Source organism: Collinsella sp. TF06-26 (assembly GCF_002232035.1).
In the GTDB taxonomy this organism is placed as follows: Bacteria; Actinomycetota; Coriobacteriia; order Coriobacteriales; family Coriobacteriaceae; genus Collinsella.
In genome coordinates this window covers 102076-122214 of sequence record NZ_NKXR01000004.1, presented here as the reverse complement: position 1 = coordinate 122214, position 20139 = coordinate 102076, and the positions used below count along the sequence as shown (strand labels likewise).

The 20139-nt window shown below is 60.7% G+C and carries 19 protein-coding genes and 1 tRNA gene; 17 read left to right on the top strand and 3 right to left on the bottom strand.

Annotated elements, in window-relative coordinates; all coding sequences use genetic code 11:
• Positions 1–54 precede the first annotated feature (54 nt).
• The 14 genes from CHY22_RS04040 (at position 55) to CHY22_RS03975 (ending at position 14933) form a co-directional block, all read left to right on the top strand.
• Positions 55–966 (top strand): HAD family hydrolase, encoded by a 912-nt coding sequence (locus CHY22_RS04040; RefSeq protein ID WP_089572536.1) that lies wholly within the window; start codon positions 55–57, stop codon positions 964–966.
• Positions 967–1019: 53 nt separating this feature from the next.
• The gene (murI, locus tag CHY22_RS04035) at positions 1020–1904 is read left to right on the top strand and encodes a glutamate racemase (protein ID WP_089572535.1); all 885 of its coding nucleotides are present in this window, start codon (positions 1020–1022) and stop codon (positions 1902–1904) included.
• A 55-nt stretch (positions 1905–1959) separates the two neighbouring features.
• Positions 1960–2685 carry a ribonuclease PH gene (rph, locus tag CHY22_RS04030; RefSeq protein ID WP_089572534.1) on the top strand — a complete coding sequence of 242 codons (726 nt, stop codon included), beginning with the start codon at positions 1960–1962 and terminating at the stop codon, positions 2683–2685.
• Between the two features lie 141 nt (positions 2686–2826).
• Complete coding sequence (gene rdgB / locus CHY22_RS04025; RefSeq protein ID WP_089572533.1) at positions 2827–3468, top strand: RdgB/HAM1 family non-canonical purine NTP pyrophosphatase; 642 nt, start codon at positions 2827–2829, stop codon at positions 3466–3468.
• Between the two features lie 3 nt (positions 3469–3471).
• Positions 3472–3918, top strand: coding sequence for a D-aminoacyl-tRNA deacylase (gene dtd / locus CHY22_RS04020; protein ID WP_089572532.1), 447 nt, complete (start codon positions 3472–3474; stop codon positions 3916–3918).
• Positions 3919–4101: 183 nt separating this feature from the next.
• Complete coding sequence (locus CHY22_RS04015) at positions 4102–4398, top strand: Veg family protein (RefSeq protein ID WP_006234957.1); 297 nt, start codon at positions 4102–4104, stop codon at positions 4396–4398.
• 2 nt (positions 4399–4400) lie between these two features.
• Entirely contained in the window at positions 4401–5297 is an 897-nt protein-coding gene (ispE, locus tag CHY22_RS04010; RefSeq protein WP_221696324.1) for a 4-(cytidine 5'-diphospho)-2-C-methyl-D-erythritol kinase, read from the top strand.
• A gap of 49 nt (positions 5298–5346) precedes the next feature.
• A tRNA-Pro gene (locus tag CHY22_RS04005) sits at positions 5347–5423 on the top strand.
• 112 nt (positions 5424–5535) lie between these two features.
• Complete coding sequence (gene tatA / locus CHY22_RS04000) at positions 5536–5811, top strand: twin-arginine translocase TatA/TatE family subunit (protein WP_022094895.1); 276 nt, start codon at positions 5536–5538, stop codon at positions 5809–5811.
• 106 nt (positions 5812–5917) lie between these two features.
• Positions 5918–6388, top strand: a complete 471-nt coding sequence (gene greA, locus CHY22_RS03995; RefSeq protein ID WP_006234960.1) for a transcription elongation factor GreA — start codon at positions 5918–5920, stop codon at positions 6386–6388.
• Between the two features lie 78 nt (positions 6389–6466).
• On the top strand, positions 6467–8431 hold the full coding sequence (gene lysS, locus CHY22_RS03990) for a lysine--tRNA ligase (RefSeq protein WP_089572531.1): 1965 nt from the start codon (positions 6467–6469) through the stop codon (positions 8429–8431).
• A gap of 320 nt (positions 8432–8751) precedes the next feature.
• The gene (locus CHY22_RS03985; protein WP_199408717.1) at positions 8752–10320 is read left to right on the top strand and encodes a threonine/serine exporter family protein; all 1569 of its coding nucleotides are present in this window, start codon (positions 8752–8754) and stop codon (positions 10318–10320) included.
• A gap of 298 nt (positions 10321–10618) precedes the next feature.
• On the top strand, positions 10619–13261 hold the full coding sequence (locus CHY22_RS03980; RefSeq protein WP_089572530.1) for an ATP-dependent Clp protease ATP-binding subunit: 2643 nt from the start codon (positions 10619–10621) through the stop codon (positions 13259–13261).
• Positions 13262–13475: 214 nt separating this feature from the next.
• Positions 13476–14933: an aminoacyl-histidine dipeptidase gene (locus CHY22_RS03975; protein WP_089572529.1), complete on the top strand. Its 1458-nt coding sequence runs from the start codon at positions 13476–13478 to the stop codon at positions 14931–14933.
• 125 nt (positions 14934–15058) lie between these two features.
• Here the strand turns inward: CHY22_RS03975 and CHY22_RS03970 are convergent, their stop codons facing one another.
• The 3 genes from CHY22_RS03970 to CHY22_RS03960 all read right to left on the bottom strand — a co-directional run bounded on the left by CHY22_RS03970 (position 15059) and on the right by CHY22_RS03960 (position 17501).
• Positions 15059–16363: a type II toxin-antitoxin system HipA family toxin gene (locus tag CHY22_RS03970; RefSeq protein WP_089572528.1), complete on the bottom strand. Its 1305-nt coding sequence runs from the start codon at positions 16361–16363 to the stop codon at positions 15059–15061.
• Positions 16364–16795, bottom strand: coding sequence for a helix-turn-helix domain-containing protein (locus CHY22_RS03965; RefSeq protein WP_117646053.1), 432 nt, complete (start codon positions 16793–16795; stop codon positions 16364–16366).
• Between the two features lie 127 nt (positions 16796–16922).
• Entirely contained in the window at positions 16923–17501 is a 579-nt protein-coding gene (locus tag CHY22_RS03960; protein WP_089572526.1) for a manganese efflux pump MntP family protein, read from the bottom strand.
• Positions 17502–17859: 358 nt separating this feature from the next.
• On the opposite strand from CHY22_RS03960, the gene disA reads away from it, so the two are divergent.
• The 3 genes from disA to ispF are packed head-to-tail and all read left to right on the top strand — an operon-like array spanning position 17860 to position 20139.
• Positions 17860–18927 carry a DNA integrity scanning diadenylate cyclase DisA gene (gene disA, locus CHY22_RS03955; protein WP_089572525.1) on the top strand — a complete coding sequence of 356 codons (1068 nt, stop codon included), beginning with the start codon at positions 17860–17862 and terminating at the stop codon, positions 18925–18927.
• The gene (gene ispD, locus CHY22_RS03950) at positions 18927–19655 is read left to right on the top strand and encodes a 2-C-methyl-D-erythritol 4-phosphate cytidylyltransferase (RefSeq protein ID WP_089572524.1); all 729 of its coding nucleotides are present in this window, start codon (positions 18927–18929) and stop codon (positions 19653–19655) included. The genes disA and ispD overlap by 1 nt, the downstream gene beginning before the upstream one ends.
• Positions 19645–20139 carry a 2-C-methyl-D-erythritol 2,4-cyclodiphosphate synthase gene (gene ispF, locus CHY22_RS03945; protein ID WP_089572523.1) on the top strand — a complete coding sequence of 165 codons (495 nt, stop codon included), beginning with the start codon at positions 19645–19647 and terminating at the stop codon, positions 20137–20139. Before ispD ends, ispF begins: the two co-directional genes overlap by 11 nt.

Below are 20139 nucleotides of genomic sequence, written 5' to 3'. Positions count from 1 at the left end.
CAAGCGAGGCGCGCCGCCTAAGACCAGAAGCCCCTTCTACGTAATGGAGTGACCATGTCCCACAATACCCTGCCGACCGTCGCTGAGCTTTCGGGCGAGATGCGCGAGCGTCTTGCCAAGGTTAAGTACGTCTTTACCGACCTGGACGCCACCATGCTCGCGCCCGGCTCGTGCGTGCTGCGCGACAACGACGGCAATCCCTCGACCAAGCTCGTCGAGGCTGTCGTGGCACTTGCCCGCGCTGGTATTCAGGTGGTTCCCACCTCGGGCCGCAACCGTACCATGATCCACGAGGACGCGCGCGTGCTCGGCCTCAACTCCTACATTGGTGAGATGGGCGGCCTGGTCATGTACGACCTCAAAGCCAACGATTGGGAGTATCTGACCGGCGACATGCCTTACGACCCCGCCTGCGGTCTTACTCCGCACCAGGTGATCGAGCAGACCGGCGTGTGCGAGAAGATCCTTGCTCACTGGCCGCACAAGATCGAGTACCACAACGACATGTCGACCGGCTACAAATACCGTGAGGTCACCGTCGGCATGCGCGGCGATGTGCCCGACGACGAGGTCCAGGCCATTCTTGACGAGGCCGGCTGCGGCTTGGTCTGGGCCTGCAACGGCCACCTGACACATCTGTCCAAGCCGACGACGCTCGAGCTCGAACGCGTCGAGGATGGCCGCGCGTTTAACATCAATCCCGCCGGCCTCAACAAGGGCGTTGCCATCGCGCGTTTCTGCGAGCACCTAGGGATCGAGCGCGAGGAGACGCTCGCGCTCGGCGATTCCGAGTCCGACTTCTACATGGCTGACCACGTGGGCACGTTCTGCCTGGTCGAGAACGGTTTGACCAGCGCCGGCGCGCCCGAGTTCCTGGATACCTGCGATAACGCCTACGTCACGCGCGGCAAGATTGTCGACGGCTGGGCGGCAACGGCAGAGCTGCTCGTCGCGGCTCGTTCGTAGCGCGGTCCTATCGTTCTGAGCCATATCTTTTCGAGAGAGAATCTGGTGAGGTAATGTCCGATATCGAGAATCTGGCCGGGGACACGCGCCCCATTGGCGTGTTCGACTCGGGCCTGGGCGGTCTGACGGTTGCGCGTGCGATTGCGACGGCGTTGCCGCACGAGTCCGTCTACTACTTTGGCGACACCAAACGCTGCCCGTATGGCACCCGCACCGAGGACGAGGTGCGTTCGTTTGCACTGCAGGCGGGCCGTTGGCTGTCGAAGCACGACGTCAAGATCATGGTCATCGCCTGCAATACAGCGACCGCTGCGGCCTTGCGTTTGGCCCAGCAGGTGCTCGACGTCCCCGTCATCGGTGTGATCGCACCGGGCGCACGCGCGGCAATCAACAGCGCCCGCACGCGCCGGGTGGGCGTGCTCGCCACCAACCTCACCATTCGCTCGGGTGCTTACACGCGCGCCATTCAGGACCTGGATGCCGGTGTTGACGTATACGGCTGCCCTGCCTCGAGCTTTGTCGAGGTCGTTGAGCACGAGCTCGCCTCGGGTGCGCATCTGCAGGAGCAGTGGCTTGAGAACGAGGACATCTTCGATACGCCTGCCGTGCGTGCGCTGGTGGGTGCCACGGTTGAGCCGCTGCGCGACCACGGTATCGATACCGTGGTGCTCGGCTGTACGCATTTTCCGCTGTTGGTGGGACCTATCCGCCATGCGCTGGGGCCTGGGGTGCGCGTCGTGAGTTCCGCCGAGGAGACCACGCGCGAGCTGACCGATATCCTCACGCGCCGCGAGCAGCTGGCGGGCGACGCCGCCGAGCCGCAGCATCGTTTTGCAACGACGGCCGATAACATTGCCGAGTTTGCGGTGGCGGGCAGCTTTATCTTTGGCCAGCCGCTCAAGAGCATTGAGCATATCGATATCGACGAACTGAAATAGATATAAGGGCACCGACCAAAGGCTCACGTCCACCTTTTGCCGAAAGGATTTTTCTATGGAGTATATGCAGGTCAATCGCGCCAACGGCCGCGCCGCCGATGAGTTGCGCCCCATCAAGCTTACTCGCGGCGTCATGAAGCACGCCCACGGTTCGTGCCTGGCCGAGTTTGGCGATACGCGCGTGCTGTGCGCTGCCACCATCGAGGAGGGCGTGCCGGGCTGGCGCAAGGGCGCCAAGGCCGGTTGGGTAACGGCGGAGTATGCCATGCTGCCGGCATCGACCGGCAAGCGCTGCAAGCGCGAGCACGCCAACCGCAAGGGTCGCTCCATGGAAATCGAGCGCCTCATTGGCCGCAGCCTGCGTACCGTCGTCAACATGAAGGCGCTCGGCGAGTACACCGTCACCGTCGACTGCGATGTGATTCAGGCCGATGGCGGCACGCGTACGGCGAGCATTACCGGCGCTTGGGTGGCCCTGCACGATGCGCTTGCCATGTGGGTCGAGGCCGGCAAGCTCGAGCGCATTCCGCTGACGGGCCAGGTTGCCGCCATCTCCATGGGTGTCGTCGACGGCAATACCCTGCTCGACTTGGACTATTCCGAGGACAGCCACGCCGAGGTCGACATGAACCTCGTCGCCACCGACACCGGCGAGATGATCGAGCTGCAGGGCACCGGCGAGCAGGCGCCCTTCGACCGTAAACGCCTCAATGCCCTGCTCGACCTGGGCGACAAGGGCATTGCCGAGCTCATCGAGCTCCAGCGCCAGGCCCTCGCCTAACCTGCCAAAAAGGGACAGGTTTTTTTGGCAGGTTTTATCTGGGAAAACGTCGAAGTATAAGGTTTCTGTCGCCAGGGAGGGGAGAGGGCTCGAGGCCAGTTTCCCTTGGGCGGCATTGCTATAGAGACAAGGAAGCCAGTCATGGCACTAGAGAAGATCGATATCGACACCCTCGACCCGGCGGCGACCATCGTCGTGGCAACGGGCAATGCCCATAAGCTCACCGAGATCGAGGCCATTTTGGGCAAGGTCATGCCCGAGGTTCGCTTTGTGGCGTTGGGTCAGCTGGGTGATTTTGAGGACCCCGAGGAAAACGGCACGACGTTTTTGGAGAACGCCATCATCAAGGCGCAGGCCGCGGTAGAGGAGACGGGGCTTATGGCCATCGCCGACGATTCGGGCCTGGTCGTTGATGCCCTGGACGGTGAGCCGGGCGTGTACAGCGCACGCTATGCGGGCGTGCACGGCGACGATGCCGCCAACAACGCCAAGCTCCTCGTGAATCTGGAGGGCGTGGCCGACGAGGACCGCACCGCGCGTTTTATGAGCGTCGTCGCGCTTATCGACACGGACGGCCTGGTCACTTATGGCGAGGGCGCCTGCGAGGGCGCTATCGCACACGAGGGCCGCGGCGATCATGGCTTTGGCTACGACCCACTGTTCCTGCCGGTCGACACGCCGGGCAAGACCATGGCCGAGCTGACGGCGGACGAGAAGAACGCCATCAGCCATCGATTCCATGCGCTCGAGCATCTGTCCGCCAAACTGACGGGCGAGGAGTAAGCCGTGCGTGCGGTGGTGCAGCGCGTACTCAACGCCGGCGTGACGGTCGACGGCGAGTGCGTGGGTAAAATTGGGCGCGGCTATCTGGTGCTGCTGGGCGTGGGCCACGGCGACACGCGCGCCGAGGCCGATAAACTGTGGGGCAAGCTCCGGGGCTTGCGCATTAACGAGGACGAGAACGGCAAGACCAACCTGGCACTTGCCGATGTCGACGGCGAGGTTCTCGTAGTGTCGCAGTTCACGCTGTTCGCCGATTGCCGTCACGGCCGCCGCCCATCGTTTACGGATGCCGGCGCCCCCGATGTCGCCAACGAGCTCTACGAGTACTTCCTGACGCTCGTTCGCCAAGATGTCGAACACGTGGCGCACGGCATCTTTGGCGCCGATATGAAAGTCGACTTGGTCAACGACGGCCCATTCACCATCGTCTTGGACACGGACAACCTTTAGGTTACGCGGTTTTACCAAACCGCGTAACAACTGGTCATGCGAGGTTGTCGTCTGGTACGTATTTGGGACGGGGTTTATTTAGCTACTTGCGTATGGCGGCAGCAGGGTGCTATAGTATTAGAACTTTGTCTATCTTAGGGGTATTATCCCCTTTTTGAATTGCATCTTCTGGAGGCCCTGTTCATGGAAGAGATGGAAGTCAATCACGTCGACGACATCCACGAGAAGCTGACCGATATGGTGGGCGATCGCGTTAAGGTGAAGGCCAACATGGGCCGCACCCGCGTCGTCGAGCGCATGGGCACCATCAAGAGCGTCCATCCGGCAGTCTTTATCGTCGAGGTCGACGAGCGCCGTGGCCGCAAGTCGCGTCAGTCCTACCAGTATATTGATGTTCTCACCGGCCAGGTCGAGCTGTTCGACCCCGAGAGCGGCGAGCACATTTTTACCCCGCTCGGCAATCAGCTCGAGGAGCACTAGCGGTGACCGATTGGTCCCTGACCCTTTCCGCGCCGGCAAAGATCAACCTCTATCTGGGGGTTCATACCGAGCGTGACGACCGCGGCTACCATAAGGTCGATTCCCTGATGGCAGCCGTCGGTCTTGTCGATACCGTGACGGTTACGCCGGCACAGGCGCTGACCGTCCAGACGATTCCGACATCCGACTTTCCCATGCAAAAGAATACGGCGTATCGTGCTGCGCTCGCTATGGCCGAGCATTATGGTCGTGAAGCCAACGTCTGCATCACGATCGAGAAGTGCATCCCGTTGTGTGCCGGCCTGGGCGGTCCTTCGACGGATGCCGCGGCGGTCATTGTCGCCTTGGCAGAGCTGTGGGGTATCGACCGTGCCGATCCCGCGCTGGACAACATCGCGCGCGGCATTGGCGCCGACGTTCCCTTCTTTTTGCATGCCAGCCCTGCATTTTACGTGGGTGGGGGAGACGTGCTGGCAACCGAGTACCCCGCACTTCCCGCGACACCCGTCGTGCTGGTTAAGCCGCGCGAGGCAAGCGTTTCAACAATTGAAGCCTATCGACGTTTTGACGAGACCCCAGCGCCTGCGGACAAGCCCGGAGCGATCGCATCTGCCCTTCGCTCGGGAGACGCAGAGGCGGCCTACGCGCTCGTCCACAACAACCTGGGTGTCATTTCCGCGCAGATGGAGCCGCGGATTCAAACGGTGCTCGACTGGCTTCGTTCACAGGACGGTACCATTGCCACAAACGTGTGCGGTTCGGGTGCCTGCTCGTTTGCTCTCTGCGATAGCGCCGCCACGGCAGCCAATCTTGCGGCGACGGCTCAACAAAACGGCTGGTGGGCTTATGCAACGGAGCTCGTTTCCGACACGGTTCGCATTGAAGCGCCAAAGAAATAAAAAATTATCTAGCACGCGGCGAAAATCTTTGTTACTATAGTCGAGCTAACGGGTTGTGGCTCAGTTTGGTAGAGCACTGCGTTCGGGACGCAGGGGTCGCTGGTTCAAATCCAGTCAACCCGACCAGAGCATGAGGAGGGACCGCTTCTTGCGGTCCCTTTTTTTAGCTATTGTTGTGATACCGCGATACCCGCGGTATACTCATTCGAGCTTGTCTCGCTGTATTGTGGAGGTCTACATGTTTGGACTGAGGGCTCCTGAGCTCATCATTATTCTCGTCGTTGTCCTGATTATCTTCGGGCCCAAGAACTTGCCGAAGCTCGGCAAGTCCCTCGGCTCTACCGTCAAGAATATCCGCGAGGGTATGGAAGGCGACGATAAGGCCGAGACCAAGCAGGCCGAGGAGGTCGTGGTCGAGCAGTCCGAGGAGGACAAGGAGATCGCTGAGCTCGAGGCCAAGCTCGCTGCTGCCAAGAAGAAGCAGGCAGAGGACAGCGACGCGGACGCAGAGTAGTCCCATCCCTTTGGGGTGAGCACCTGACCGGCTTGCCCGCAGGCTAGCCGGTCTTTTTCGTTTTGTTGACAGTTGATTGTTTGATCAGAGTTGGGGAGATATCCGTATGGACGCAAGCCAGATCGTACTGACCGCTGAGGGCCGCCAGAAGCTCGTCGAGGAGCTCGCTTGGCGTGAGGGCGATTACGCCAAGGAGATCGTCGAGGACATCAAGGAAGCCCGCGCGTTCGGCGACCTTTCGGAGAACTCCGAGTACGACGCCGCTAAGGACAAGCAGGCCCAGAACGCCGCTCGTATTGCCGAGATCCAGGCCATCCTCGCCAACGCTCAGGTTGCTGCCACCACGGGCGATCTGACCGTCTCCATCGGTTCCACCGTTTCTCTGATTGATCCCAACGGTGAGGTCATGGAAGTCACGCTCGTCGGTACCACCGAGACCAACTCGCTCGAGCACAAGATTTCCAACGAGTCTCCGGTCGGCCACGCTATCATCGGTCACGGCGAGGGCGACTCCGTCGAGGTCGTTACGCCTTCGGGCAAGACCCGCGTCTACACCATCGCCAAGATCGCACGCTAGACCACGGTCCCGCGTAAAGGTATGTTTTCGCTCCCTGGGACCGAATCCTGGGGAGCGTTTTAGTTTGAGGAGCTAACTATGGCAGAGAACCAGAACGCCGCCGAGCAGGCATCGACGCTCAACGACGAGCGCGCCACGCGCCTGGCCAAGCGCGCCGCCCTGTTCGAGGCGGGCCAGAACCCCTATCCCGAGCACTCCGAGATTGAGGACTACGTCGTCGACATTGAGACTAAGTACGCCGAGCTCACCGATGGCGAGGACACCGAGGACGTCGTGAAGATCGGCGGCCGTGTGGTCGCCAAGCGCGGTCAGGGCAAGATCATGTTCATCGTTGTGCGCGACGCGACCGGCGAGATCCAGCTGTTCTGCCGCATCAACGATATGGACGAGGCCGCCTGGAATACGCTCAAGGCCCTCGACCTGGGCGATATCCTGGGCGTGACCGGCGTAGTCGTGCGCACCAAGCGTGGCCAGCTTTCCGTTGCCCCCAAGAGCGCGACGCTGCTGTCCAAGGCCGTTCGCCCGCTGCCCGAGAAGTTCCACGGTCTCTCCGACAAGGAGACCCGCTATCGTCAGCGTTATGTCGACCTGATCGCCAACGACGACGTTCGCGAGACCTTCCGCAAGCGCTCGCAGATCCTCTCCACGTTCCGCCGCTTTATGGAGTCCGATGGCTACATGGAGGTCGAGACTCCTATCCTGCAGACCATCCAGGGCGGAGCTACTGCCAAGCCGTTCATCACGCACTTCAACGCGCTCGATCAGGAGTGCTACCTGCGTATCGCCACCGAGCTGCACCTCAAGCGCTGCATCGTCGGCGGCTTTGAGCGCGTTTTCGAGATCGGCCGCATCTTCCGCAACGAGGGCATGGACCTTACCCACAACCCCGAGTTCACCACGATGGAGGCCTACCGTGCCTTCTCCGACCTCGAGGGCATGAAGGCGCTCGCCCAGGGTGTCATTAAGGCGGCTAACAAGGCCATCGGCAACCCCGAGGTCATCGAGTACCAGGGCCAGACCATCGACCTTTCTGGTGAGTGGGCCAGCCGTCCCATGACCGACATCGTCTCCGACGTGCTCGGCAAGCAGGTCACCATCGACACGCCGGTCGAGGAGCTCGCTGCCGCAGCACGCGAGAAGGGCCTGGAGATCAAGCCCGAGTGGACTGCTGGCAAGATCATCGCCGAGATTTACGATGAGCTGGGCGAGGACACCATCGTCAACCCCACGTTCGTGTGCGATTACCCCATCGAGGTCAGCCCGCTTGCCAAGCGCTTTGAGGACGATCCGCGCCTGACGCACCGCTTTGAGCTGGTTATCGCCGGTCACGAGTACGCCAACGCGTTCTCCGAGCTCAACGACCCGGTCGACCAGGCCGAGCGCTTTGCCGCCCAGATGGCCGAGAAGGCTGGCGGCGACGACGAGGCCATGGAGTACGACGAGGACTACGTGCGCGCCCTCGAGTACGGTATGCCTCCCGCGGGCGGCATCGGCATCGGTATCGACCGCGTGGTCATGCTGCTCACCAACCAGGCTTCCATCCGCGACGTGCTACTGTTCCCGCACATGAAGCCCGAGAAGGGTTTCCAGTCCGGTGCCGCTGCCGCCAAGGCTGCCGAGGCCGGCAACGCCGCGAGCCCGTTCGTCAAGCCGCTCAAGCCCACGGTTGATTACTCCAAGATCGCCGTCGAGCCGCTGTTTGAGGAGTTCGTCGACTTTGATACCTTCTCCAAGAGCGATTTCCGCGCTGTGAAGGTCAAGGCGTGCGAGGCCGTCAAGAAGTCCAAGAAGCTGCTGAACTTTACGCTCGACGACGGCACTGGCACCGACCGCACCATCCTCTCCGGCATTCACGGTTATTATGAGCCCGAGGACCTGGTCGGCAAGACTCTGCTCGCCATCACCAACCTGCCTCCGCGCAAGATGATGGGTATTCCCAGCTGCGGCATGCTCATCAGCGCTATCCACGAGGAGGAGGGCGAGGAGCGTCTCAATCTGATCCAGCTCGACGCTTCCATCCCCGCCGGCGCAAAGATGTACTAACTAGTTACGCGGTTCTACGAACCGCGTAACGGCTCGACGCTGCGCGGGCCGCATTTGGACAATCTGACGCTCAACTTCAAGGGCGCGACCAGAAGGTCAGCGCCCTTTCGTTTCACGTCACCTTGTCTCAAATGCGACCCGCTCGCTGACGTCGCCAATACATCGGCGTTGCCTTGGCCGTCAATAGTCATTGGGGACGTTCTTAAACGACTACCCAACGGCTATTGAGCACATGGCTCGCATGGCAGCCGTCTCTTTTATGTTTCCTTTAGCCGTTGCTGCCTAGGATGGGGGTTAGTCGGTAGGAAGGGAGCGTCTATATGGACGACGCGAGCGAGCGTGCAATCGAAGAGGACATGCTCGATCAGTTCAATTACTTTGACGATGAGGATGAGGAGCTAATCGATCGTCGCGAGCCGGCATCGCTTGACTCATTTGATCTGGTCGATGAAGAGACTGATGAGGTTGAGGACGAATCAACGGAGTCCCCACAGTCTTCGCGCCTTGACTCGCTGCTTTCGAGAGCCCCCATGCACCACGGTGTTCGTGCCGGCGCACTCCATATGAAAACTGACTGGCACCAGATCGTGACGGCAGGCGATGAGCTTGCCGTCGATGCGCCGCTCACCGATAAGTCATCCATCATCTGCCGCACCGGTATGCTTATGCTTGCGAGCGGAACGGGTGCCTGGCGTGTACGCGATACCATGAATCGTGTTGCTGCCGTACTCGGCGTCACGATTCACGTCGACCTGAGTCTTCTGTCGTTTGAGTGCACTTGCATCGAAGATGGCCACTGCTTTAACGAGGTTGTCAGCCTGCCCACAACGGGAGTCAATACCCATCGCATTTGGATGATGGAGAGCTTCCTAAAGGAAATCGAGACGTATGGGCGCCGGTTTACCGTGCACGAATACCACGAGATGCTCAAGACCGTTGAGAGTTCAAAACCCGATTACTCTCCCTGGCAACAGGGCCTTGCGGCAGCTTGTGCTTGCGGCGCCTTCGTCTTTTTGCTCGGCGGCGGCCCTATCGAGATGGCCTGCGCATTCGTAGGCGCTGGTGTTGGCAACTTCGCTCGCTCCCATATTCTCAAGCAGGGTCTTGGCCAGTTTAGCGCGCTGACGATTGGCGTTGCGCTCGCTTGCGTTTCGTATCTGCTGGCATTGCTCGGCCTTGGCCAGGTCGTACCGGGGGCAATGTCGCACCAAGAAGGCTATATCGGCGCCATGCTCTTTGTGATTCCCGGCTTTCCCCTCATTACGGCAGGCCTCGACATCGCTAAGCTCGATATGCGAAGCGGCATTGAGCGTCTTTCGTATGCCGTGTCGATTATTGTGATGGCGACCCTTGTTGGCTGGATGGTTGCCGAGTGTGTGGGGCTGGCACCGGATGATTTTGCCCCGCTCGGCCTTTCGCCGCTTGCCCTTACGCTCCTGCGCGTGGTGATGAGCTTCGTTGGCGTATTCGGCTTCTCGGTGATGTTCAACAGCCCGGTAAAGATGGCCGCGGCAGCTGGGCTGATCGGCACCGTGTCCAATACCTTGCGCCTTACGCTCGTCGATGCGCCGACGCTGTTTCCCTTTCTGGGCCTGAGCGTAGGTATGCCTCCCGAGGCGGCAGCGTTTATCGGCGCGCTGGTATCGGGGCTGCTCGCGAGCTTAGCCGAAATCAAGCTCACCTACCCACGTATCGCCCTCACGGTGCCATCGATTGTCATTATGGTGCCGGGCTTGTATCTGTATCGCTCGATGTATTACATGTGCACCTTCGACACGGTCAATATGCTCGGCTGGTTTGTGCGTGCAGTGCTCATTGTGGCGTTTCTGCCCGTTGGCCTGGGCGTGGCGAGAACCCTCACCGACTCTCGCTGGCGCCACACCAGCTAATTGGTGCAAATGAAACTGATCCGCAAAACATGAACGTGGATAATCTCCCGTTTTTGGCCTGTTTACGGGCTCAAAACGGGAGATTATCCACGCTCGTGGAATGGGTGTCCGAAAATCCACGCTCGTTGGGCCGATGCAGACGCACCTGGCAATTCCTTTTTTGTAGACGTTGTCGAGCGGCTACGGGCAGGAAAGGTCCCAACGGTTAACATATACTCCATATGGGTAAAGAGACCAAAGCGCTGCCGCGGGGTGGCGCTTTGCGTTTGAAAAACTAGCTCGTCTAAGAGGAACTAGCATGTTAGACCGTTTTACCGATCGCGCGCGCAAGGTCATGTCCATGGCCAAGCAAGAGGCGCTCGATCTACATTCAAATAAGGTGGGTACCGAGCACCTGCTGCTCGCACTCGCCAAGGAGGACGAGGGCATCGCTGCCGAGGCGCTGCGCTCGCTCGATATCTCCTACGACGATATCATGGACACCCTCAAGGAGGTCCAGACCACGGTGCCCGAGCCCAGCGAGGAGACCGAGGCGGCCAAGCTCGCCTTTACGCCGCTCGTCATTAGCGTGATGGAGCGTTCATTCCGCGTGGCGCGTGAAAACAACCAGACCTACGTGTCGACCGAGCACTTGCTGATCGGCATCGTCGAAGAGGGCAACGGCATGGCCATGGACATCCTCATGCGCCTGGGTGTGTCGTCCGCCTCCATCAAAAAGGCTATCGAGAAACTCACCGCCAAGGACCAGGATAAGAAGCGCCCGCTCGCTGGCGCCGGTGCTGGTCGTCCCGGTACGGGCCTGCCGTTCTTTAGCGGCTCGGATGCCTCCCAGCAAAAGGGGAGCGGCACCGACACGCTTAAGCAGTTCGCGACCAACCTTACGCAGAAGGCGCGCGACGGCGAACTCGATCCGGTGATCGGCCGCGAAAAGGAAGTCCAGCGCATGATGGAGATCCTTTCGCGCCGCACCAAGAACAATCCGCTTATCCTGGGCGATCCCGGCGTGGGCAAGACGGCTATCGTCGAGGGCCTGGCGCAGCAGATTGCTGCTGGCAACGTGCCCGAGAACCTCATGAACCAGAATATCTGGACGCTCGACCTGCCGGGTCTTGTCGCGGGCGCCAAGTATCGCGGTGAGTTTGAGGAGCGCCTCAAGAACGTGATCCAAGAGGCCACCGAGGCCGACGACGTCATCTTGTTTATCGATGAGATGCACACCATCATCGGTGCCGGTTCTGCCGAGGGCTCCATCGACGCGAGCTCCATGCTCAAGCCCGTGCTCGCGCGCGGTGCCTTCCAGATTATCGGCGCCACCACGGCCGAGGAGTTCCGCAAGTACCTCACCAAGGACCCGGCCTTCGAGCGTCGCTTCCAGACCATCGATGTCGAGGAGCCGAGCGTCGAGGACACGGTCAAGATCCTGACCGCGCTCAAGCCGCGCTACGAGGAGCACCACCATGTGCGCTATACGCAGGGTGCTATCGAGGCCGCCGCGAACCTTTCCAACCGCTACATTCAGGATCGCTTCCTGCCCGATAAAGCCATCGACCTCATTGACGAGGCCGGTGCCCGCGCCCGAATCGCCGCCAACCGCGCGCCCGAGCCGGTGCGCGAGGCCGAGCATCGCATAGAGGAGCTCAAGGCCGCCGCGCAGGAGGCCACCGAGAGCGACGACATGAACAAGGCCGCCGAGATCACCGAGCAGCAGAAGGCTGCCGAGATTGAACTCGCCGAGGCCAAGGCTGCCTGGACCGCCGAGCTCGACGCCAGCCCGCTCACCATCGATGTGAGTCAGATCGCCGATATCGTGTCCGTGACTTCGGGCGTGCCGGTATCCTCGCTTACCGAGAGCGAGAGCCGGCGCCTGCTGCAGACCGAAAGCGTGCTCAAGACGCGCATCATCGGCCAGGACGAGGCCGTCGAGGCCGTCGCCAAGGCCGTGCGCCGCAGCCGCTCGCCGCTCAAGGACCCGCGTCGTCCCGGCGGCAGCTTTATCTTCCTGGGTCCCACCGGCACGGGCAAGACCGAGCTCGCCAAGACGCTCGCCGAGTATCTCTTTGGCAGCAAAGACGCGCTCATCAGCTTCGACATGTCCGAGTTCGGTAGCGAGTTCGAGGTCTCCAAGCTCATCGGTAGCCCTCCGGGCTACGTCGGTCACGACGAGGGCGGCCAGCTCACCAAGGCCGTTCGTCGCCACCCGTACTCGGTCGTGCTGTTCGACGAGATCGAGAAGGCGCACCCCGATATCTTCAACATCTTGCTGCAGGTGCTGGAGGAGGGCCGCCTGACCGATAGCCAGGGCAAGACGGTCGACTTCCGCAACACCGTGATCATCATGACGTCCAATGTGGGCGCCCGCGAGATTGCGCAGGATGCGAGCGTGGGCTTTGGCACCACCGGCGAGCAGGGTCTCACGTCGAGTGAGATCCGTGGTCGCGCGATGGGCGAGCTCAAGCGCCTGTTCCGCCCCGAGCTGCTCAACCGTATCGACGACATTGTTGTGTTCCAGAAGCTCTCGGGCGAGAATCTCACCAAGATCGCGCACCTGCTGGTGGACGACCTGCGCCAGCGTCTGATTGCCAACGGCATGAACATCAAGCTCACCGATGCGGCCTATGACAAGATCGTGGCCGAGGGCACCGACCTCACCAACGGTGCGCGTCCGCTGCGCCGTGCTATTCAAAAGCTCATCGAGGACCCGCTGTCCGAGGAACTTCTGGCCGGCGAGTGGGGCGAGGGCGATACCGTCCTGTGCGACGTGGCCGATGGCAAGTTTGTCTTTAGCCACGGCACGGGCGAGATCCCGGCACCGCGTCCGGCGGGCACGCTCGGTGGTGATACCGCCCCGGCGGCACCGCGCACTGGCAACGCCGCGCCCGTGAGCGGCGGCGTGACCTCGGGCCCCGGCGGCATGATGCAAGCCGGTTCCGGCGCGCTGTAGGGCGTGGCGACAATTTGATCTGTGCAATCGAGGCGTTCCGGCAAGGGCGCCTCGATTTGTAGAGCTGCGGTAGTTGTGACCGTTACGCTATGCGGTCCACCGTTAGCCGATGATGCGAGAGCGCTCGGCGTTTTCGACTGGTTTATGCAAACGAAGTCTGGGAATATACAAGGCGCATGTCTTACTGTCTAACCAGTTGCGCCAAGGAGGCACCATGGACTACAAGATCACCGGCTACGAGCCCGCCCAGCTGTTCCATTTCTTTGAGGAGGTCAGCGCGATCCCCCGTGGGTCTGGCAACGAGAAGGGCATCAGCGATTTCCTGGTTGCGTTTGCCAAGGAGCGCGGCCTCGATGTGTACCAGGACGAGGTCTACAACGTCATCATTCGCAAGCCCGCTTCTGCCGGCGCCGAGAATGCCCCGACTGTGATGCTGCAGGGCCACATCGATATGGTGTGCGACAAGTTGGGCTCTGTTGAGCACGACTTTACGACCGACGGTATCGACCTGGTCGTGAAGGACGGCGTCCTCACCGCTAACGGCACCACCCTGGGCGCCGACAACGGTATTGCTGTCGCTCTGATGCTTACTGTGCTCAACGACGATTCGATTGCTCACCCCGCCCTCGAGTGCGTATTCACCACCGATGAGGAGACTGGCCTGGTCGGCGCCGAGACGCTCGACAAGTCCCAGATTAGCGCCCGCACCATGATTAACCTTGACTCCGAGGAAGAGGGCGTTGCCACCGTCAGCTGCGCCGGCGGCGTCGTTGTTACCTACACCTGCCCCATCGTGCGCGAGCACAAGACCGGCAGCACCCTCACGCTCGACATCTCCGGCCTACTGGGTGGTCATTCCGGCAACGATATCAACCTGGAGCGCGGCAACGGCAACCTCATCATGGCCCGCATCATCGACCGCCTGATGGTCGCCGGCGAGCCCGCCATCGTCAGCTTTAACGGCGGCACTAAGGACAACGCCATCAACCGTGAGTGCAAGGCCGAGCTGGTTTACGCCGACCACGCTGCCGCCGAGGCCGCGGCCCAGATCGCAAAGGACATCATCGCCGACGTCACTGCCGAGCTCGAGGTCTTCGACCCCGGCTTTACCTGCACCGTCGAGATTGCCGACGACGCCGAGGTCGAGGCCATGGATCAGAAGTCCGCGCTTGCCCTCATCCGCGCCCTGCGTCTTGCCCCTAATGGCGTGATTCGCCGCAACGTCGCCACCGACGGCTCCGTCGAGGTTTCCTCCAACATCGGCGTGGTCGCCACTTTCGACGACCAGGTCAAGATCATGCTGTCCCCGCGCTCCTCGATCACCTCGCTGCAGAACGAGTTCAAGGACCGCCTGCAGACGCTGGCCGATGTCTTGGGCTTCGACGCCAAGTTTGAGTTCGAGTATCCCGGCTGGAGCTATGCCGAGCATTCGCCGGTCCGCGACGTTTTTGTCGAGAGCTATCGCGAGCTCTTTGGCTCCGAGCTGCGCATCGAGTCCATTCACGCTGGCCTTGAGTGCGGCCTGTTTGCTGAGGCCCTGCACGGCCTGGACGCCATCGCCGTGGGCCCGACGCTCTCCGATGTCCACACCCCGGACGAGAGCATGGAGCTCGCTTCTGCCGAGCGCTTCTACGAGCTGCTCATCGACGTCCTCAAGCGCCTTGCCGCGTAAGGGTCGCGCTAGCAGCAGTTCGAGCCACGTGCTAGCGGATTGCAAATGACATTACGAGAGGGGGCATCCGAACTTTTGCGACGGGTGCCCCCCTCTTCTTTTAAGAAATGTGGATTGATTGGCGCCTAGCCCATATCCGCCTTGATGAGGTCGAGGGTGCGCTGGCAGTTTTCGCGGACGGGGCCGAGCATATGCTCGCGCAGGTCCGCCATGCCGGGCAGGTCGGCGTATTCGTCCATGATCTCTTCCATGCAAATGGGCACCTCGTAGGCGAGGTCCATCATGGTCGCAAAGCAAAACTTCTCGGATAGCCCGGCATCGGTGAGCGCCGCCTCCAGCGCGGGGTCGCCCATACCGTGGTATCGGCGGATAGCGCCTGGACCGATGCGCCCCACTCGATTTTCGCCGCCAACGCTCATGGCAAGGCGCGCCCGGCGGCGCATACGCTCGTACGCCAAGCCCGATGCGACATCGTACATGGGTGCGAGCGCTGCGTTTGTGCCTTTACCTAGGATGAGCGAGTAGTTTTTAGCGTGTGCGTCAGGCGCTCCGATAATGGCGTTATAGAACAACATATAGGTAAAAAGCACAAGATTCATGTGGTGGGGGACTGTGTTAATCAGTCGTTCTTGGATGTCTCGTGTGGTTGGTCCTCCGTCGTCGGTGTATTTCTGGCTTGGCAATACACCGAGCGCCTGGCAAAAGTCCTCCTGATGCAGCCTTTCGATATTTCCGCTGCTATTGACCATTCTGTCGTACCGTTCAACGACGAGTGCGGCTTCGTCTTCAAATGTGCAATAGGAGACGTTGGCAGTTGGAATGCCAACACGCCGAGCCGTTTTCATGCAGACGAATTCGTTTAAGGCCTGATGTTTGAACCCAACGACGCCATTTTTGAAGATATGGGTAGTGGGGGATGACCCTAGACATTCGCACCATTGGCCATCATGCCAAGCTAGTGCAAATTTGCCTTGGTTGCCGCCCAGGGACCAGCTTTCGTTGGAGCCCATCCATGTCTCTCTTTCGTTATCGCGAATTGCTTTGAGCTTGTGAGCGATTTGAGAATTGGTAAGCGGGCGGTATGCCGAGACCCTGCCGCGGGCGGCGCCTAATTGATCGGTTCGACAAAACTGAACGGCCCCTGCGCAGTCAAGACCGATATGGCACAAGAGGGCGACGGGGTTGTTGGATGCAACGTCATGCTCGGCGGCAATAGCGCGACGCTGCTCTTGGCTGTCGGGCAAAAGGCCAAATAGGAACGGGCGGACGATGTTATGGCCATACGTGCGATTGGAAAGCGGCATTGTAAGCGATAGTGGTGCTCCGCGATAGGTTGGGGCGTATACAAAACTGCAGAGTCCATGCTCGTCTTGCCGGAGAGTGCCTGCGATTTCGCCACAAATGAGGGTCGCAAGCTCCATCTCTGCCATTTATTTCACAACCTTACAGTCAAAGGAGAGGTCTGAAGTGTCGGAAAGGCCTTGCTCGGCTGCGATTTGGGCCAGCAAGGCACCATAGGAAGATGGCGTTCCCTGTCGAGCGGGTCGTCTGCCTACGCTTGGCTTTGGCAGGGCATTCGAGTTCGCGATAGGGAGGTCCGCTTTCGTCGTCGGATGTTCGGAGGGCGATGCGATGGAGTCGTTATCGCTTTGCGCAAAGAGACCTATGCCGAGTGCGTTAAAGACGGACAGCAACTTGTCGAGTCGAATGCCGGTGGCGTCTCCTAGCTCGAGCGATGCGAGCAGGCGCTCTGAAACACTGGCCGTTTTGGCGAGGGCGGCACGGGTGAGACCCTGAGCCTCGCGTGCCTGGCGCACGTAGATGCCAGCTTGGCGCGGTGTGGTGATGGGAAGGGTATCCATGGCGATCTCCAACATGCAGACTTTTGCATATCAGTATGACATGCAAAAGTCTGCACGAAAAGGCCTCATGCAAAACTTTGCATGAGGCCTTGTACTGGCGTTGAGTTTTGAGCGATTGCGTTTGGCGTTACAGCGCCAAAATCCCCAGATGCTCAAGCAAGATCTTAAGTCCGATGAGGATGAGCACGATGCCGCCCACGATGGTGGCGGGTTTTTCGTAGCGTGCGCCAAAGGTGTGGCCAATCGCCACGCCGGCGACAGAGAAGATAAACGTTGCGACGCCGATAAGCGATACGGCGGGAACGATGTCGACCGAGAGTGCCGCAAACGAGATGCCTACGGCTAGGGCATCAATCGAGGTGGCGATGGCAAGGATTAGGTACTCGCCCAGGTCAATCCTCTCGGCATTCTTGTTGTCGCCTTCGTCCTCGTCCTCGGTAAAGGCCTCCCACAGCATTTTGCCGCCGATGAAGGCGAGCAGAATAAAGGCGATCCAGTGGTCGATGGGTCCGATGATGCCCATGAATTGACTGCCAAGCGCCCATCCGATTACGGGCATGCCGGCCTGAAAGCCGCCAAAGAACAGGCCGAGCACCGCGGCGACTTTAAGGTTGATCTTCTTCATGCCAAGGCCCTTGCAGATGGATACGGCAAAGGCGTCCATCGAAAGGCCAACGGCGAGCAGCACGAGCTCTGCGAGTCCCATAGTCTGGCTCTCTCTCTGCGGGCGGGCCCGCGTGTACCTCTTGGGGGAGTAACAAAAAAGACCCGTGGCGTACGCGTTGCGCGCACAGCCACGAGTCTCGTTCATTAAGGCAAGCCAGGCCGCATCGGCCAGTGTGTTGACTTACCGCGCCACCGGAGGCGAACCCGGTCACGCGACTACTCCCTCATTCATGTGAACCCCGATGCTACCACATAAGCAGCTCATTTGGGTTGGGGCTCTTTTGACTACCCCAGCGGTGTTCGCTCATTCTGTAAGCATCGGATTTCGCAAGCGCTGCGGGGACAAACCGTGAGAAACTATTTAGCGTTTATGGAGCGTATACGATGGGAGCGATGCCTTGGATAAGAACGAGCTGCAAAAGCGTATGGAACAGGCTATTCGCCTGACTGCCCCCGGCCAGCCGATCCGCACCGCCCTCGACATGATCATTGCTGGTCACCTGGGTGCCCTTATCTGCGTCGGCGACACCGAAAACGTACTCGCTGCCGGTAACGACGGCTTCCCGCTCAACATTTCGTTTACCTCGAACCGCCTGTTCGAGCTTTCCAAGATGGACGGTGCCATCGTCATCGATGGCGACCTCACCCAGATCCTGCGCGCCAACTTCCACCTCAATCCCGATCCCTCGCTCGCCACGAGTGAAACGGGCATGCGTCACCGTACTGCCGCTCGCATGTCGGTGCTCACCGACGCCATCGTGATCTCGGTTTCGGCTCGTCGTGCCGTCGTCAACGTGTACGTCCACGGTAAGAGCTACGAGATCCAGCCTGTCACCACCATCATGAGCTCGGTCAACCAGCTCGTCGCCACGCTCCAGACCACCCGTCAGTCGCTCGACCGCTCCCTGCTGCGTCTGACAGCCCTCGAGCTCGACGACTACGTTACGCTCGCCGACATTACCGGGATTTTCTCGAGCTTCGAGATCATGCAGCAGGCAAAGACCGAACTTAAGGATTGCATTGTCAAGCTGGGCAACCAGGGCAAGCTCGTGCAGATGCAGCTCGAGCAGCTCGCCGGCTCCAGCATGGATACCGAGTACGACCTGATGATTCGCGACTATGCGAGCGATTCCTCCGAGGCCAATGCCGAAAAGATCCGCGCCAACCTGAGCCGTATGACGCCCAAGGACTTGTCCGACCCGCAGCATGTGGCGGCGGTTCTGGGTTACGACGACCTGGACGAGGACTCCGTCATGACACCGCTGGGCCTGCGCACGCTTTCGCGCGTGTCCGTCGTGCGCGACGGCGTGGCCGAGAAGATCGTCGACGAGTATGGATCGCTGCAGGAGCTCATGGACGACATCAGCGAAGATCCGGAGCGCCTGGGCGACTTTGGCGTCAACAACCCTGCCATTCTTGCGGACTCCCTGTACCGCATGAAGGGCACCAAACAGGGGAATGCATAATGGCGCCCGTATGCGCCGTGGTCGTTGCCGGCGGCAGCGGCCAGCGCTTTGGAAATCCCGGCGGCAAGCAGCTCGTTAACGTGGCGGGCCGTCCGCTCATGAGCTGGTCCATCCGCGCGTTCGATCGTAGCAACAAGGTCGGCCACATCGTGGTGGTGTGCCCTGCCGAGCGCCGTGCCGAGATGCGCCGCCTGGCCATCGACCCGTTTGACTATGACACGCCCATCAGTTTTGCCGATGCCGGCGACACCCGCCAGGACTCCACCCGTGCCGGCGTGCATGCGGTACCGGCGGGTTTCGAATATGTCGCCATCCACGACGGCGCCCGTCCGCTCATCACGACCGAGGCCATCGATCATGCGGTCGACGTGCTTGTGGGTGACCGCTCGCTCGACGGCGTCGTGTGCGGCCAGCCCGCGATCGACACGCTCAAGATCGTCGATGGCGATAATATCGTCGAGACGCCGCCGCGTGAGCTCTATTGGGCCGCGCAGACGCCGCAGATCTTTAGCGTCGATGCTATGAAGCGTGCCCATGCCACGGCGATTGCTGAGGGCTTTATCGGCACGGACGATTCGTCACTGGTCGAGCGCATGGGTGGGCGCGTCCGCTGCGTCCAGAGCCCGCGCGATAACCTTAAGGTGACGGTGCCCGAGGACCTGCGTCCCGTAACCGCGATTCTGCTCGGTCGCATGGCCGAGGGAGAGGACCTTCCCCATGTTCAGTAACCTGCGCATTGGCCATGGCTACGACGTTCACCGTCTGGTGGAGGGGCGTCGATGTATCATCGGCGGGGTCGACATTCCCTACGAGCGCGGCCTGCTGGGCCACTCGGATGCCGATGTGCTCGCGCACGCTTTGGCCGACGCCATTCTGGGCGCCTGCCGCGGGGGAGACATCGGCAAGCTGTTCCCCGACACCGATCCCGCCTACGAGGGTGCCGACTCGATGGTGCTACTTGCCCGCGTGATGGACTATGCACGCGAGCTGGGCTTTGAGTTTGTCGATGCCGATTGCACCATTGCCTGTCAGCAACCCAAGGTCACTCCGCACCGCGATGCCATGCGCGCCAACCTTGCCCATGCCCTGGGCGTCGACGTGGAAAACGTGGGCGTCGCCGCCACCACGACCGAAAAGCTCGGTTGGGAAGGCCAAGGCGAGGGAATTGGCGCCTGGGCCGTCTGCCTGCTACAGAAAACCGTTAAGGAGTAA